The organism is Streptomyces sp. CNH287 (assembly GCF_000424825.1).
Genome location: NZ_AUKQ01000032.1, coordinates 1 through 14,748 on the forward strand (window position 1 = coordinate 1; position 14,748 = coordinate 14,748).

Below are 14,748 nucleotides of genomic sequence, written 5' to 3' on the forward strand. Positions count from 1 at the left end.
CCGGCAGATTTACAGTCTGCGCGGCCACCCCGCACTGAGCTGCCCGTTCCCGCCGTGCGGGAGTTCCCGCCCCACACGTACCCCACAATGCGTCTGAAGTGCCGAAACGCGACGGAGGAACCGTGCCCGTTGGCCGCTACGCTGGTACGCACCACGCCAGAACGGAGAGTGCTCCGCGAATGGGACCGAAGACGACCAAGGTTTACGAGACGCTTCGGGAGCGGCTCGCGTCCGGCAAGTACACCCCCGGCGGCAAGCTCCCGTCGGAACGCGCGCTGGTCGAAGAACTCAGCATCGGCCGGACGGCACTGCGGCAGGTGCTCGCCCGTCTCGTCAATGAGGGGGCGTTGGAGGTGCGGGGACGGAGTTCGTATCGGGTACCGGGCGCGGTGAGCGTTGAGCGGCCGAAGGGTGTGGAGCCGTGGCGCATCCACGGCGAGCGCGATCTGTACGACAACCGATGGGTGAAACTTCAGCTCTGGGACGTGGAACCACCCGGCATGAAGTCGTTCGAACACCACGTCGTGAAGCTGCAACACGTGGCGATCACCGCCGTGCTTGACGATCAGGACCGCGTTCTCATGATGTGGCGGTACCGCTTCGTGCCCCAACAGTTCGGTTGGGAACTCCCGGGCGGCATCGTCGACGCTGGCGAGGAACCGGCGGATACGGCACTGCGGGAGGTGGTCGAAGAGACCGGTTGGCGCCCGAAGGCGCTGGAACACGTCGTGAGGTATCAGCCCATGGTCGGCATGGTCGACTCGCCTCACGAGATTTTCGTCAGTCACGGGGCGGAAAGAGTGGGTGAACCGACCGACCTGGAGGAAGCGGGCCACATCGAGTGGGTGCCCCTCGCCGACGTTCCGGGGCTCATGGCCCGCGGTGAACTCATGGGGTCCGGCACCCTCGTTGCACTGCTGCACATCCTGGCCAACCGGCGCGCGCAGGGGGTCACCGTCGCGCGCTGAGCATGTCGACGCGACGGCGCTGCCGCACCGAACCGGTGCGGCTCGCCAGTAGCCGCGCCTGCCTCAGATGGGTATGGGCGTCGTCGTACTCGGCTCGTGTCAGGTGGGCGTGCGCCAGGTCGGTGTGCAGTCCGGCACGCGCCCGGACGAACGACGGGTCCATGTCTTCCAGCGCTCCATACAGGCTCGTGACCGCGTCGCCGTCGCCGAGTAGGGCAAGCACGTTGCCATGCCACCGAGCTAGATGGGCGCCGTTCAGGAAGATGCTCAGCATGTCGGGGTCTCGGTCATCCGGTCCCGGCGGAATGCTGGCCAGGGCGGCGTCAAGCGCGCGCCGAGAGTCGTCCGGCATGCCAGCGTGCGCACACATCTCCGCCTCTGCGGCGTACAGCCACGCCCGCAACCGAGCGGAACCGGATTGGCCGACGGTGCGCCGCGCGTCGCGGACCAGGTCCACGCCCAGCGCGGGCCGACCAGCCTCACAGAGCACGTACGCCTGTTCCGCCATGGCGTGAGCGAGGTACATCGGGGCCTCAGCGTCGTGCGCCGCCCGTTTGGCGAGTTCGTAGTGCCGCCACGCCCGTTCGACCGCTCCTGAGTCGATTGCCTGCCACGCTGCGAGGGTCGACGCTCCCGCGAGGGCGAGTGCTACGGGCCGACGTGCGGCAGGCAGCACGGCGAAGTTGAGCGCGTCTTCCAGCGCGGCAAGGTGACCCGACATCTGGTCGACCAGTCCGGGCGCGCCCCTCTGCCTGTCCATGGTGCGGAGCAACTCGGTTTGATCGTTGAACGCCTGAACCATCGACTCACTAACGCTGTCGGCCGCGTCGATGCGACTGAGTAGCTCGTCGTAGCCGTCGGCGGATGCTGCTGCCAGCGTCGGTACTGCGCCTCTTAACTCTCCGTCCGTGACGCCCAGGAGCTGTCGCAGCATGCCCGCGTAACGGTCCGAAAGCGTGCGCTTCCCGTTCTCCCACTCGGACACGTACACCCGCAGGCTGGCGGTTGATGCAACGTCCGTGACGTTCCGCCGGGCGTACTGCTCGATCTCGCGAACCAGTCGTTCCTGAGACCAGCCGCGCGCCGTCCGCGCGCTTCGAAGTCCTGCGCTCACAGGTCACCGTCCGGCGGTAGATGCCCTCACTGACTCTCCCAGCATGCCGCACATTGCCGCAGGTCAACAGGGGTTAACAGGCCGGGAGTTAAGCGCTGTTGGCTACCGGCACCCCTGCCCGAAGCGGTCTTCTGGAGGAGCACCGCAGGAAGGGAACGCCACTCGAAATGGCGAACCACCTTGGCTCTGGTGCGCACCAGATGCATTCTGTTGGTGCGCACCAGATCCGGGCTCACTTCCGGTTCGCGGTGTGCAGGTAACAACTCCACAGCGTGATCCACCACGTCAGTACGGCCGTGACCGCTCCGGCCGGGGTGGTGGAGATCCGTCGGCAGCAGCAGTCAGGTCACCTGGCCGCATCGGACGTAGTGCCACGATCCGCAGGGAGTGCCCTGCGGGGAGCGCGAGTTGCTGGGCTGGACCGACGTGAAAGACCCCGAGCGCGAGACCTTAGTCCGCGACGACGGCCCGGGAGGGATCTCCCCCGGCCGATAGCGACCGTGCCCGGAACACGAGATCTGGCAACGCATCCTGCGTTGCACGTCGTCACCACCCTGCCCGCGCCCCTGTGGCGCTCGGGGTGGTCGTCGGCGCGGGGCAAGCAGGACGTCCCACCCCATCAAGCGCGGCACCCCGGGTTGCCCCCCGGGGTGCCGCTTTACAGGCCCTTACTGGAGGTACCTGTGTCTACGATCATGCATTCCGCGCCGGGTGAGGACAAGCGGCCCGGGACCCCCGCCCGTATCCGTATCGCCCGCCGCCACAGCGAGGGTCTGCGGTGAGCGCGGCAGCGGAGCAGCAGGCCGCTGACGCCCTGGCCCAGCAGCGGATCGCGGCGGCTGAGGCTGCCGCTGCCGCGGCTGAGCGCGCCCGTGAGCTGGCCGCCGCGCAGCAGGAGAACCGCCGGTGAGCGACACCGAGCCGGAGCCGCAGCACGAGCGGGCCGAAGACCACGGCGACCAGTTGCCGCCGCTTCCCCGCCGGGAGCCCGGCGGCTCCCTGTAAGTCCCCCTGCCGCTTGAGCCTGTGGGGGCGGTGGCCGAATGTCTGGCTGCCGCCCTCGCGGGCTGTTCTTCCTGCCTTTGGAGGCAGCTGTGTCCTTTGACGACAAGAAGCCCGGCCAGTGGGCTGATCAGGCCGCTGAGGCGGTCCGCGCCCTCAACCACACCACCCGTGCAAACACGGGTCTGGAGTTTCCCTCCGACGCCTACGACACGGTGGCTGCTCTGGCCGTGCTGGCCGCACGCCTGCCGCAGGCGATCGACCAGATCGGGGCGCTCCTCACGGCCCAGGAGCAGGCCGGGCGGCTGCGCTCCGACCGTGACCGCCTGGACGTCGACCTGGACCTGATCAGGACCGGGCTCGCCGGAGCGGGTGAGAGCGCCACCGCTCTGACCAGCCGCCTCAACGCTGCTCAGTCCGGGCTTTCCCACCTGGGCACCACCGACTTCTAACCCCGGCTGGAGAGACCTGCCATGAAGATTCTGTCCCACACCCTGCTCACCCTCATCCACCGTGATGACCTCGACCGGGGCCCCACCGCCGCCGACCTGGACGCGATCGAGCGCGAGATGCCCGTCATCCGCGCCGAGATCGAGCTGCTGGACGCGCGGATCATGACGCTCGACCGGCCGGTGTCCGAACTGGACGCCCGGCGCATCCGCCGGGCCCGCCGCCGTGTGCTGGAGGCCCGGCGTCGCCTGACCGTGCAGGGCCCGGGGGTGGCGGCATGAACTCCCTGGAGGCCAACCTCACCGCCGCGCATGCGGAAGTGAAGGCGGAGATCACCCGCACCGACGGCAAGACGGCGCTGTTGCTGGCGTTTGTCGGTGCGGTGCTCGCCGGATCGTGGACGGTCGTTCGCGATCTGCCGCTGAACTGGCCCGCCTGCATGGTGGGCGGTCTCGGTCTGGCGCTGCTGATCGCGGCGGCCGGGCTGCTGCTGCATGCGGTTCGGCCGAACCTGAGCGGCCGGCACGGCTTCCCTTTGTGGGCCACACTCACGGCCGACGAGATCAACGCAGCCGTCTCCTCGGATCTGGCCGCCGACATCGCCGGGTTGTCCCGGCTGGCGGTTGCCAAGTTCACCCGGCTCAAGCGGGCGGTCGACCTGGTGCAGGCCGCCGGAGTGCTGCTGATCGCCGCCGCCGTGATCGCGGTCGGGGGTGCGCGGTGAGCACGCTGATTCCCGCTGCCGCTGCGGCGGCGCCGCTGGCGGCCGGTTGGTCCCTGCACAGTCTGCGGCTGCGCCGTCGGCTGACCCGTGCCCGACAGGACCCGCTGACCGGCCTGCCCACCCGCGAAGGCTTCGAGAAGACCGCGTCCAAGGCGCTGGCGAGCGGCCCTTGCGCGGTGCTGGTCATCGACCTAGACGGCTTCAAGGGCGTCAACGACAACTACGGGCACGCGGCCGGGGACGCGGTTCTGGCCGCGACCGGTGAGCGGCTGGCCGACTGGGCCGAGAGGCGACGGGGTGTCGCCGGGCGGCTCGGTGGTGACGAGTTCGCCGCCGTGCTTCCCGGTGCCAGCCGGACGAACCCGGACAGGGACCTGGCGCACTTGGAAAGGGGCCTGGCGCACCTGCACCTATCGCTGTGCGCCCCGGTCGACTTCGAGGGGCTGGCCCTTATCACGGGCGCGTCGCTCGGGTTGGTCTGCACGGGGAATCCGCCCGGCACCGAGACTCTGCCGCTGCTGCTGCGCTGCGCGGATGAGGCCATGTACGGCGTCAAGCAGACCGGCGGCGGCTGGTCCGCCGCGCACGTTGGCCGCCCCGCGTACCGGACCGTCAACGGCCGCCGCGACGGACGACCCGGCACCCACCACACCGAAGGGCTCATCTCATGAACACCCCTGCTGACGAGGCCCGGCTACTGCGGGCCGCGTGGACCGCCCAGGCGCCCGCCGCGGCCCTGCCGTCGGCCGCTGAGGTGCCGTGGCGTATCCAGTCGCTGCCGCTCGGGGGTGGCCGGTGAAGACGCTCGCGGAACTCACGCCCGGTCAGCTCAGGAGTATTGAGCGGACGTTGTCCGGTGGGACGTGGACGATCACGTTCGGCGCCGTGCTGTTCTCCGTCCTGACTGTCACGCCGCTGGTGCAGCGGGTGACGCCGGACCGGTGGGACTGGACCGCCCCGATCCTCCCGCTTGTGGTGGACGCGGCCGTGGTGATCGTGATCCGCCTGGATGCGACCGTCTCCCGGCTGGGGGAGTCCGGCGGCCGGTGGCCGGCCTTCCTGCGGTGGCTCACCGGCTTGATGACCCTCGCCCTCAACGTCGGCGACTCGGCGTTGAAGGGGGACGCGGTGGGGGTGGCCGTTCACGCGGTCGCCCCCGCCCTCCTCATCTTCACCGCAGAGGCCGCATTGGCCTACCGCCGGGCGATCTCCCGGGCGCTGGAGCGGATCGCCCGCCAACACCACGAGGAGGCCGAGCGCCAGCGCCGCGAACGCCGGGAGGAGGAGGACCGCGAACGGTCCGAACGGGCCGCACGCGAACACCGCGAACGGGAGGAGCGCGAACAGGCCGAAGCCGCACGCGAACGCCGGGAGCGGGAGGAGCGCGAACACCAACTCCAGCACGAGCGCGAACAGCGCGAACACCTCCGCGAACAGCGGGAGTGGGAAGCGCAGCAAGAGCGCGAACGCGCCGAGCGGGAGGCCGCGCAGGCACGTGAACATGCGGAGCGCCAGCGTGCCGAGCGCCGCGAGCAGGAGGAGCGCGAGCGGCGTGACCGGCAGGAACGCGAGGAGCGGGAGCGCAAGGAGCAGGAGGCCCGCGAGCTGGAGGCCCGCGAGAAGGAGGAGAAGGAGCGCCAGGAACGCGAGCGGCAGCGGGAGCAGCGCAAGGCCCGCCGCGAACAGGCCGAAGGTGTTCGCGGGGAGCCCGGCGCGGGTGTTCACGCAGGTGTTCGCGGAGGTGTTCGCGCGCAGCCTTCCCAGCCGTCCGCGAACACCTCGAACAACAAGCTCGGGGAGACGGAGGCACGCGCCGCGGTTGTCTCCGGAGTGGCGCAGGGAGCCGGTGTTCGCGAACTCGCGCGGCGCACCGGCTGGTCGCCGGCGTGGGTGTCGGACCGGGCGCGGGAGGCCCGCGAACACCACGGCCAGGAGTCGGGGCAGGACCTGCTGCCGGTCCTGGCGGGCCCCGGCGGGAGTGAGCGGTGATGAGCGGCGGTCTGCGGATCGGGTCGCTGTGCACGGGATATGGCGGGCTGGACATGGCCGTCCAGGCGGTGTTCGGCGGGTCGCTGGTGTGGGTGGCGGACAACGATCCGGGCGCGTCCCGGATTCTGGCCCACCACCATCCGGCGGTGCCCAACTGGGGCGATCTCACCACCACCGACTGGCATCAGGCGGCGCCGGTGGACATCGTCACCGGCGGGTATCCCTGCCAGCCCTTCAGCACCGCCGGGAAACGGAAGGGAACCACAGATGACCGGCACCTCTGGCCCCACATCGCGACCGCCCTTCGCGTTCTACGACCCCGATACGCGGTCTTTGAGAACGTCGCAGGGCACCTTTCCCTCGGATTCGACGCCGTCCTCGCCGACCTTGCCGCCGGCGGGTTCGATGCACGCTGGTGCACTCTTCGCGCATCCGACATCGGCGCCGCACACCAGCGCCGCCGCCTCTTCGTCCTCGCCTGGCCTGCCGACACCAGCGGCACGGGACTGGCGCGGCGGCGGCCAGAAGGGACAGCTCCCCACCGCCGTGAGCGAACTGCTGCCCACACCCTCGACCTCCGAGGCGACCGGGGCGGGACACGCCGCGCAGGGCGGGATGAACCTGCGCCACGTCATCTCCCTGCTCCCCACACCACGGGCATCGGCCAGCGAGAACCGGCAGACCAAGCGGTCCCCCTCGCAGGAAGCGGGCACCCACGGCAAATGCCTGGCAGCCGAAGTCAGCTCACTGCTGCCGACGCCGACGGCAACGGACGCGAAGAGCAGCAGCGGAGCGAACCCGGACTGGAGCCACGGGGAGACACTGACCGACGCAGCCCGCAGCGTTGGGACCGGTACGGCCCCGCCGTCGCCCGCTGGGAAAGCGTCCTCGGGCGAACCGCCCCGAGGCCAGCTGACGCTGTGGGACGGCTGAACCCGCCCTTCGTCGAGTGGCTCATGGGGCTGCCCGCCGGACACGTCACCGACGTGCCCGGCCTCTCCCGCACCGCACAGCTCAAAGCACTCGGCAACGGCGTCATGCCCCAACAGGCCACCGCCGCACTCCACCACCTGGCCGCACACCTCTACCCCGCCAACCAGCACGCCGCTTGAAGAGACTGGAGAGGAACCCGAAGAACCCATGAGTGATATCGAGAAGGCAACCCGAGAGGCCGTCCAGGCCGCGCGGCAGGGCGAGCAGTTCGCCCTGCTGCTGGCCGCCGTCCAGGCCGCGCAGCACACCCAGCCGCCGCCCTGCCAGCACCCGGTGCCCGCCCCGCAGGGTGCGGCCGGGAAGTGGCTGGCCATCGCCGTCGGCGGGGCCTTCCTCGCGGTGGCGCTGGCCGTGTCCATGGTGGCGTTCGCGATCGGCGCGGTCGCGCTGACCGTGTGCGTCGTGATCCTGCGGGGCGTGTGGAACGACTTCCGGAAGGGGAAGTGACATGCCGCTGCCGCCCCGTACCTACACCCGCGCCGAGAAGGCCCAGCGCGCCAAGCTGCTTTTCAAGGGCGCCAAGAACGCCGCCGGCGACATCTCCCGTATCGAGAAGCAGCTCGAACGCATCGACCAGGCCGCTGAGGAGCGTGCCCGCCGTGAAGCCGACGCCTACCGCCAGCAGTTGACCGCCGCCAAGAACGAGGCCGCCGCCGCCCGCGTCGCGGAGCGGTGCGCACGCGGTGACGAGAAGAGCGCCGCCCGCCAGGCCCGGCGGGACGCCGAGAAGCGGCTCCGCGCAGTCGAGCGCGCCGCACCCCGCAGGTAGATGCGCCCCGCGACGGCCGCCCATGCCTGCCAGCGTCGTCGGCCGTCGCGGGCCCCCGCACCCACACCAAATCCGCGAGTACAGGAGGAACACCCATCATGGCTGAAACGACGGCACGGGCCGATTCGGGCTCCGTGCACGATCTCGACGCGCACCGCACCGCCCGCGAAGCCGCGGCTTCGCCTGTGGTGAGTCTGGTCAAGCAGGCGCCGCCCACCGACGCGCCGGAGTCTGCTTCGGTGGTGGAGGCGGTGGACCGGGCGGACAACCCGCTCGCGGACTGGCTGACCGTGCCGGATACGCCGGTGCTGCCGGTGTGGGCCCGCTCGCGTGCCTCCATCGTCGCCAACGTCGCTGCTTTGGGCCGTCTGACGTGGTGGCACACCCGCTACCACGGCATCCGGACACCGAAGTATCTGATGAAGGCCGTGCTGCTGGCCTGCCGCGGTCTCTTCCGCGCGACCGTGGGGATCTGGCCCACCCTGACCGCGCAGGAGCACACCGCCGCGGTCAAAGCGCTGCGCGTGCAGACCAGGGCCCGGCCCCAGGATGTCGAGTTGGCGTTGCGGCATCAGGCCGCACACTTTGAGCGCACCCAGACCAGGCGGTGGCGTTTCGGTGTCGCCGCCGTCGGCGTGGCTGCTGCTGCCACCGGGTTCGTGCTGGCTGATCCGCTGTTGCAGACGGGTGTGGCCACGGCCGCAGGTGTCCCGCTGGCCTACCTCGGCCGCGGTAAGGAGACGCAGTTCCTCGACCAGGGCGCCCCGCCGCTGCGGGTGGACATGTCCGCGCAGCAGCTCAACGACGCGCTCCGCGCCGCCGGTCTCCTCAAAAGCGGCAGCGGCAAAGAGGGCGAGAGGGATGCTCCGCGCGTGTCGTGCTCGATGGGGCCGGTCCGTGACGGCCGCGGCTGGGCAGTGATCTTCGACCTGCCCCGCGGCGGCGGCAAGACCGCCTCCGATGTGCTGGCCAAGCGGGAGGTCATCGCGCAGGAACTGGGTGTAGATGAGATCCAGGTCATCATGTCCCGCGTGCGGGCCGCCAAGGGCGGCAACGCCGGGCGGGTGTCCATGTGGGTGGCTGATGATGACCCCTACCTCGGTGCGCCGAACCCCTCCCCGCTGGCGGTGGCGGAGAAGTTCTCGGTGTGGGACCCGATCCCCTTCGGGCAGGACGCCCGCGGCAACCGCATCACCGTCCCCATCATGTGGCAGTCGATGTTCTTCGGCGGACTGCCGCGGCGGGGGAAGACGTTCACGCAGCGGCTGATGACCGCGGCCGGGCTGCTCGATCCGTGGGTGCGGCACTACGTCGCCGACGGCAAGGGCGGCGCGGACTGGATGCCCATGAAGGCCGTCGCGCACCGCCTGGTCATGGGCGCCGAAGACGACGCCGTGCAAGCGCTCAAAGAGATGCTCAAGGAACTCTTGGGTGAGATGGAGCGCCGCTTCGCGCTGCTGCGGGAGCTGCCCACCTCGATCTGCCCGGAGGGGAAGCTGACTCCGGCGATCTCGCAGAAGTACAACCTGCCGGTCATCTTCGTCACCATCGATGAGTTGCAGGAGTACTTCACCGCGATGGAGCGCGAGGACCGCGAGCAGGTCATCAACGATCTGTGCCGCGTTGCCCGCCGCGGCCCGGCCGCCGGGTTCATCTCCAACTTCGCCTCCCAGCGCCCGGACGCCGAATCGGTGCCGACCAAGCTGCGGGAGATCATCACCCTGCGGTACTCCACACAGGTCGTGGACCGCGCCTCCTCGGACATGGTGCTGGGCAAGGGCAAGGCCGCCCAGGGCGCGGACGCCTCCGTCCTGTCCGAGGACCACGTAGGCACCGGGGTCCTGGTCACCGGCCCCGCCTCCTACGTCACCGTGCGGGCCGACTACCTGGACGGCCCCGGCTTCGCCACGCTGTGCCACAAGGGCCGCAAGCTGCGCGAGACCGCGGGACAGCTCACCGGGGACGCGGCCGGGGACGTGACCGCCGCCGCGGACGCGGCCGGGGTGACCGTACCGGCCATCGTCTCCGATGTGCTGGAGGTCATGCGGCACAGCGTGCGGATGTTCACCACCGACCTGCTGGCCGCTCTGGCCGACCTCGATGAGGACGAGTACGGCGACTTCAACGCGGAGCGCCTCGCGACCGAGCTGGAGAACGCCGGCGTCAAGCGCACCAGCAAGCAGGTCAAGATCTCCGGCGCCAACGGCGCCGGATACCAGCGCCGCGACATCGAGGCCGCCGTCCCCGCGGAGATCCTCCTCGCCGGGTAAAGGGGCCCCCGGCTACCCGGCACCGGTGAACCCGCCCGCCCGGACCCCTCAAGACCGATCTTGAAGGGCCGGGCGGGTAGCGGGGGCCCTCTACCCCGGTAGAGGGGCAGGTAAAGGCCCCCCACCTGCAAGGTAAGGACGGTAAAGGGGGCCACAGGACACCCCTGGCACACCCCGCCACACACCCCGCCACACACCCGAAAACGCAAGGGCGGCCCCCATCCGACCAAGAACCGGGGCCGCCCTCCACCAGCAACTCAACTGGAGGTTCCCAGCATGACACCTGAACCCCGCGCCGCGCTGCTGCGCGCCGCGCTGGCCGCCGCCGCCCGCGGCTGGCCCGTCTTCCCCCTGCGCCCCGGCACCAAGCGCCCCGCCCTCCACGGCGAGGGTGCGTGCCCCGCCGCGGGGGACTGCACCGGCGGACACCGCAAGTGGGAACAGCGCGCCACCACCGACCCCGACCGCATCCACACCGCATGGGCCACGGCCCCGTTCAACGTCGGCATCGCGTGCGGCCCGGCCGGGCTCCTCGTCATCGACCTCGACAAGCCCAAGACCAACAACAAGAACCAGGACAACAGCCAGAGCGAGACGCCTGACGGCGCCACGACCTTCCATGCGCTCTGCGAGCGCGCCGGGCAGCCCGTCCCCGACACCTACCGCGTCCGGACCGCGAGCGGTGGTGAGCACCTCTACTTCGCCGCACCCGCCGACCTCCGGCTGGGCAACACGGCGGGCCGAATCGGGCCGCTCATCGACACCCGCGCCCGTGGTGGGTACGTCGTCGCAGCGGGCAGCACCACACCCGGCGGCACCTACGAGGTGACCGACCCGGCACCGGTGGCCCCGCTCCCGGAATGGCTGCACGTCCTTCTCCGGCCGACGACCCCGACCGCACCGTCACCGGCGCGGCTTCCGGCGCCGGTCATCAACGGGACCCGTGCCGCACAGGCGGCGCTCCGGCGCGAGTGCGCCGCGGTGCAGGCCGCGCCGGAGTGTGAGGGCAACAACACGCTCAACCGCAGCGCCTTCAAGGTGGGGCGGTTCGTCGCGTGGGGCGACATCCCCCGCGATGAGGTCGAAGCGGCCTTCCAAGGGGCGGGAGAGGCGCGGGGCCTCACCGCCGCCGAGTGCCGCACCACGATCCGCAGCGCACTGGACTCCTCCCTCCGCACCGCCCGGCCCCGGGAGACGGCATGACCACCCGCTCCCGCCCCGCCTTGGAAGGCATCACCTCCACACCCCCCAACCGCAACCCCGCCACACCGCCCGCACCCCACACCGGCAGTGGTGCGCCGAAGGTCGCCGCCCGCAAGGGCGTCCCCTCATCTGTTGGTCCTGACCCGCACAGGAACGACGGCTGCCGTGTGGTGGCGTGGCTGCACGTGATCGCACCACCGGACTGGCGCGCCATCCCCTCCGGCCGCTCATGGTGCGCCTGCGGCCACGACCGCAGCGCCACCGGCCGAGCCGCCGTCGCCCAACTCGTAGCGCTCCACAACGACCACCGCACCACCTGCCCCCTCCACACCGCCGAGACCGAAGGGAGGGCCGCCGCATGACCCAGGATCGCGACGACCGATCCGAGGAGTTGCCTTCTCCGTCCAATCCGCTGGCTGTCGCCCGGCGGCTGCTGCCGGACTGGCAGACAGAGAACGGGCACTTGATGTATCGGCGGTGGCGTGCTTCCTGGATGCGCTGGAATGGCACGTGCTGGCGCGAGGTGGACGAAGCACAGGTGCGCGCCGCGATGTACGAACGGCTTGAGCACGCCGTCTACCGGGCCCCCGTCAAGGACGGGGAGACCGAGGACCGTGACTGGGCACCGACCAAACAGAAGATCAGCAACCTGCTCGATGCTCTGGGAGCCATCACGCTTCTACCGACCGACACCGACGCCCCAGCCTGGCTCAACGGCACCAACGACGGCGGGACGATTGTGGCGTGTGAGAACGGCCTTCTGCGCATCCGAGACCGGGAGCTACTGCCGCACACCCCCGGATTCTTCAACCTCGTGTCCGTCCCCTTCGCCTACGATCCCGCCGCCACGGCGCCGGAATGGGAGCACTTCCTGTCCCAGATCTGGCCCGAGGACCCCGACGCGGTCACCGCCTTGCAGGAGTGGTTCGGCTACGTCCTGTCCGGACGCACCGACCTGCAGAAGATCCTGCTCATGGTCGGCCCGTCCCGCTCCGGCAAGGGCACCATCGCGCGAGTGCTGAAAGCGCTGGTCGGCAAGGAGAACCTCGCGGGGCCGACGCTGGCCGGGCTGGGCACGAACTTCGGGCTATCGACGCTGGTTGGGAAGTCGCTGGCGGTCATCTCTGACGCCCGGCTGTCCGGTAACGACAACAGCCAGGTCGTGGAGCGGCTGCTGACCATCTCCGGTGACGACACGATCGACGTGGACCGTAAGTACCGCGAGCAGTGGACCGGCAAGCTGCCCTCCCGGCTGATGATCCTGTCTAACGAGCTGCCGCACTTCGGCGACTCCTCCGGCGTCATCGCCAACCGGTTCGTCCTCCTCAACATGCGGGTCTCATGGCTGGGCAGAGAAGATCCCACCCTCACAGACCGCCTCACCACCGAGATGCCCGGCATCCTCAACTGGGCGCTGGAAGGGCTCGCCCGCCTCCAGCGGACCGGGCGGCTCACGGAACCGACTTCCAGCCGCGAAGCGGTCATGACCATCCGCGACACCGCATCCCCGACCAGCGCCTTTGTCCGTGAGCGCTGCTCCACCGGCCCGACGTGCAGCGTGCCCGTGGAGGCCCTGTGGACGGTCTGGCGCGAGTGGGCCGAGGACAACGGCGTGCGGCCCGGCACGAAGCAGATCTTCGGCCGCAACCTGCTCTCCGTCATTCCTCAGCTCAACCGCACCCGGCCCCGCGACGCCTACAACCGGCAAGTTGCCACCTACAACGGGATCACCCTCAACACGCCCGAACCACATCTGCCTGAGTCGTGACTCATCGCGACTCAAGCCCCACCAACCGGCTTTGAGTCGCGATGAGTCGCGACTCAAAGCAATGTGCGTCCAACAACTCCGTGCCCCGACAGCCCTGCAGAGGAGACGGCTCATGGCACGTCCGCGAGCACTCAAACTCCCCGAAGTCCTCGACGAGATCAGCATGAGCCGCGCCGCGTTCTACCGCATGCGGGCCCGCGGCAAGGCCCCCAAGATTCACAAGCTGCCGAACGGCGCGATCCGCATACACCGCAGCGACCTCGACGCCTGGTGGGCGGAACACGAGGAGGAAGCCGCCTGAGCGACAGCCGAACATCCGCAGTGGGGCCCGCCGCACGGCGGGCCCCTTTCCCACGAAGGGGCCCCATGGGCACGACGTACAACGTCAAAATCTGGGCTGTACGGCAGCGCAAGGATCGTAAGCAGTCGTCCGCTGAACTCCGGTGGCGGACGGGAGCCACCCCGCATTCGCAGACCTTCCGCACCAAAGCGCTCGGAGACAGCCGACGTGCTGAGCTGCTGCACGCGGTGAACGAGGGGCAGCCGTTCGACGAGGAAACCGGGCTGCCCGTGAAGGAGCTGCGGCAGCAGAAGGTAGAGGTGACCTGGTACCAGCACGCACGCGACTACATCGAGATGAAGTGGCCGGACGCTCCCGGTTCGACACGTCGGACACTTGCGGACGCCATGGCGACCGTGACGCCGGTCTTGGTGACGGACCGCAAGGGCATGGCGGGTGTTCACGAGGTGCGTACCGCCCTGTACGGGTGGGCATTCAACGTGAACCGCTGGAGTGAGGAACAGCCGGCGGAAGTCGCCAAGGTTCTGGACTGGTTCGAGCGGAAGTCGCTGCCCGCCTCAGCCTTGGCTGACCGGGTTCGGGTGCGGGCCGCTCTCACCGCTCTCACCAAGAAGTTGGATGGCACCACGGTGGCGGCAAGCACCATCCGCCGCAGACGCGCCATCTTCCATAACGCCCTCGGCTACGCGGTGGAAGCTGAGCACCTGGCGGGAAACCCGCTGCCGCAAGTGCAGTGGAAGTCGCCCGAACAGGTCGAAGAGGAGATCGACCCAGCCTGTGTTCCAGGGCCGCGCCAGGCGCGGGATTTGCTCAGCGCTGTACGCACGCAGAGCGCCCGGGGCCGTCATCTCGCGGCGTTCTTCGGCTGCATGTACTTCGCTGCTGCCCGTCCAGCCGAGGTCATCGGCTTGCGTCTTGACGACTGCGAGTTGCCCCGCCGCGGCTGGGGCATCCTGCGTCTTCGCGAGACTCGGCCGCGCTCCGGGTCGGCGTGGACTGATTCCCGCACTCCGCACGACAAGCGCGGTCTGAAGCACCGATCCAGCAAGGCCGTCCGGCCGGTCCCCATCCCGCCGGAACTGGTGGCCATGCTGCGCTGGCACGTCACGGCGTACGGCCCGGCGCCGGACGGAAGGCTGTTCCGCACGAACCGAGGCGGCCTGGTGCAGGACACGGGATACGGGGAGGTGTGGGCCG

Annotated in this window: 18 protein-coding genes and 1 pseudogene; 18 read left to right on the top strand and 1 reads right to left on the bottom strand. The window is 70.0% G+C overall.

Annotation, left to right across the window (positions count from 1 at the left end):
* Window positions 1-179 precede the first annotated feature (179 nt).
* Complete coding sequence (locus H299_RS0123255) at window positions 180-968, top strand: NUDIX domain-containing protein (protein ID WP_078512981.1); 789 nt, start codon at window positions 180-182, stop codon at window positions 966-968.
* Here the strand turns inward: H299_RS0123255 and H299_RS0123260 are convergent.
* Entirely contained in the window at window positions 952-2,082 is a 1,131-nt protein-coding gene (locus tag H299_RS0123260) for a helix-turn-helix domain-containing protein (protein ID WP_486587387.1), read from the bottom strand. The two genes, H299_RS0123255 and H299_RS0123260, sit on opposite strands and share 17 nt — an antisense overlap.
* A gap of 778 nt (window positions 2,083-2,860) precedes the next feature.
* Here H299_RS0123260 and H299_RS40590 point away from each other — a divergent pair.
* The 17 genes and pseudogenes from H299_RS40590 to H299_RS0123340 all read left to right on the top strand — a co-directional run.
* The gene (locus H299_RS40590; protein ID WP_486587388.1) at window positions 2,861-2,992 is read left to right on the top strand and encodes a hypothetical protein; all 132 of its coding nucleotides are present in this window, start codon (window positions 2,861-2,863) and stop codon (window positions 2,990-2,992) included.
* A gap of 184 nt (window positions 2,993-3,176) precedes the next feature.
* Window positions 3,177-3,536 carry a hypothetical protein gene (locus H299_RS0123275; protein WP_027750366.1) on the top strand — a complete coding sequence of 120 codons (360 nt, stop codon included), beginning with the start codon at window positions 3,177-3,179 and terminating at the stop codon, window positions 3,534-3,536.
* Window positions 3,537-3,557: 21 nt separating this feature from the next.
* Window positions 3,558-3,815, top strand: coding sequence for a DUF6284 family protein (locus H299_RS0123280; protein WP_027750367.1), 258 nt, complete (start codon window positions 3,558-3,560; stop codon window positions 3,813-3,815).
* Window positions 3,812-4,258, top strand: coding sequence for a Pycsar system effector family protein (locus H299_RS0123285; RefSeq protein ID WP_027750368.1), 447 nt, complete (start codon window positions 3,812-3,814; stop codon window positions 4,256-4,258). The genes H299_RS0123280 and H299_RS0123285 overlap by 4 nt, the downstream gene beginning before the upstream one ends.
* Window positions 4,255-4,929 (top strand): GGDEF domain-containing protein, encoded by a 675-nt coding sequence (locus tag H299_RS0123290; RefSeq protein ID WP_027750369.1) that lies wholly within the window; start codon window positions 4,255-4,257, stop codon window positions 4,927-4,929. The genes H299_RS0123285 and H299_RS0123290 overlap by 4 nt, the downstream gene beginning before the upstream one ends.
* Window positions 4,926-5,057 carry a hypothetical protein gene (locus H299_RS40595; protein WP_486587389.1) on the top strand — a complete coding sequence of 44 codons (132 nt, stop codon included), beginning with the start codon at window positions 4,926-4,928 and terminating at the stop codon, window positions 5,055-5,057. The genes H299_RS0123290 and H299_RS40595 overlap by 4 nt, the downstream gene beginning before the upstream one ends.
* A gap of 50 nt (window positions 5,058-5,107) precedes the next feature.
* Window positions 5,108-6,247, top strand: a complete 1,140-nt coding sequence (locus H299_RS35800; protein WP_486587390.1) for a DUF2637 domain-containing protein — start codon at window positions 5,108-5,110, stop codon at window positions 6,245-6,247.
* 53 nt (window positions 6,248-6,300) lie between these two features.
* Window positions 6,301-6,681: pseudogene (locus H299_RS40600) on the top strand (DNA cytosine methyltransferase); the annotation flags it as partial.
* Window positions 6,682-7,167: 486 nt separating this feature from the next.
* A complete protein-coding gene (locus tag H299_RS40605) occupies window positions 7,168-7,359 on the top strand; it encodes a hypothetical protein (RefSeq protein WP_486587392.1) in 192 nt (63 codons plus the stop codon).
* Window positions 7,360-7,387: 28 nt separating this feature from the next.
* On the top strand, window positions 7,388-7,687 hold the full coding sequence (locus tag H299_RS0123305) for a hypothetical protein (protein WP_027750370.1): 300 nt from the start codon (window positions 7,388-7,390) through the stop codon (window positions 7,685-7,687).
* Window position 7,688: 1 nt separating this feature from the next.
* A complete protein-coding gene (locus H299_RS0123310) occupies window positions 7,689-8,009 on the top strand; it encodes a hypothetical protein (RefSeq protein WP_027750371.1) in 321 nt (106 codons plus the stop codon).
* Between the two features lie 98 nt (window positions 8,010-8,107).
* Window positions 8,108-10,279, top strand: coding sequence for an FtsK/SpoIIIE domain-containing protein (locus tag H299_RS0123315; RefSeq protein WP_027750372.1), 2,172 nt, complete (start codon window positions 8,108-8,110; stop codon window positions 10,277-10,279).
* 276 nt (window positions 10,280-10,555) lie between these two features.
* Window positions 10,556-11,482, top strand: coding sequence for a bifunctional DNA primase/polymerase (locus tag H299_RS0123320; RefSeq protein WP_027750373.1), 927 nt, complete (start codon window positions 10,556-10,558; stop codon window positions 11,480-11,482).
* On the top strand, window positions 11,479-11,844 hold the full coding sequence (locus tag H299_RS40610) for a hypothetical protein (RefSeq protein WP_486587391.1): 366 nt from the start codon (window positions 11,479-11,481) through the stop codon (window positions 11,842-11,844). The genes H299_RS0123320 and H299_RS40610 overlap by 4 nt, the downstream gene beginning before the upstream one ends.
* The gene (locus H299_RS0123330; protein ID WP_051262764.1) at window positions 11,841-13,250 is read left to right on the top strand and encodes a phage/plasmid primase, P4 family; all 1,410 of its coding nucleotides are present in this window, start codon (window positions 11,841-11,843) and stop codon (window positions 13,248-13,250) included. Before H299_RS40610 ends, H299_RS0123330 begins: the two co-directional genes overlap by 4 nt.
* Before the next feature lie 112 nt (window positions 13,251-13,362).
* On the top strand, window positions 13,363-13,551 hold the full coding sequence (locus H299_RS0123335) for a helix-turn-helix domain-containing protein (RefSeq protein ID WP_027750376.1): 189 nt from the start codon (window positions 13,363-13,365) through the stop codon (window positions 13,549-13,551).
* A 65-nt stretch (window positions 13,552-13,616) separates the two neighbouring features.
* The coding region (locus H299_RS0123340; RefSeq protein WP_027750377.1) for an integrase at window positions 13,617-14,748 on the top strand (1,132 nt) is incomplete at its 3' end.

Bases quoted from the DNA above. Each gene is read 5' to 3' on its own strand.
- H299_RS0123255 (WP_078512981.1), top strand. From the start codon at position 180: ATGGGACCGAAGACGACCAAGGTTTACGAGACGCTTCGGGAGCGGCTC.
- H299_RS0123280 (WP_027750367.1), top strand. From the start codon at position 3,558: ATGAAGATTCTGTCCCACACCCTGCTCACCCTCATCCACCGTGATGAC.
- H299_RS0123285 (WP_027750368.1), top strand. From the start codon at position 3,812: ATGAACTCCCTGGAGGCCAACCTCACCGCCGCGCATGCGGAAGTGAAG.
- H299_RS40595 (WP_486587389.1), top strand. From the start codon at position 4,926: ATGAACACCCCTGCTGACGAGGCCCGGCTACTGCGGGCCGCGTGGACC.
- H299_RS0123305 (WP_027750370.1), top strand. From the start codon at position 7,388: ATGAGTGATATCGAGAAGGCAACCCGAGAGGCCGTCCAGGCCGCGCGG.
- H299_RS0123310 (WP_027750371.1), top strand. From the start codon at position 7,689: ATGCCGCTGCCGCCCCGTACCTACACCCGCGCCGAGAAGGCCCAGCGC.
- H299_RS0123315 (WP_027750372.1), top strand. From the start codon at position 8,108: ATGGCTGAAACGACGGCACGGGCCGATTCGGGCTCCGTGCACGATCTC.
- H299_RS0123320 (WP_027750373.1), top strand. From the start codon at position 10,556: ATGACACCTGAACCCCGCGCCGCGCTGCTGCGCGCCGCGCTGGCCGCC.
- H299_RS40610 (WP_486587391.1), top strand. From the start codon at position 11,479: ATGACCACCCGCTCCCGCCCCGCCTTGGAAGGCATCACCTCCACACCC.
- H299_RS0123330 (WP_051262764.1), top strand. From the start codon at position 11,841: ATGACCCAGGATCGCGACGACCGATCCGAGGAGTTGCCTTCTCCGTCC.
- H299_RS0123335 (WP_027750376.1), top strand. From the start codon at position 13,363: ATGGCACGTCCGCGAGCACTCAAACTCCCCGAAGTCCTCGACGAGATC.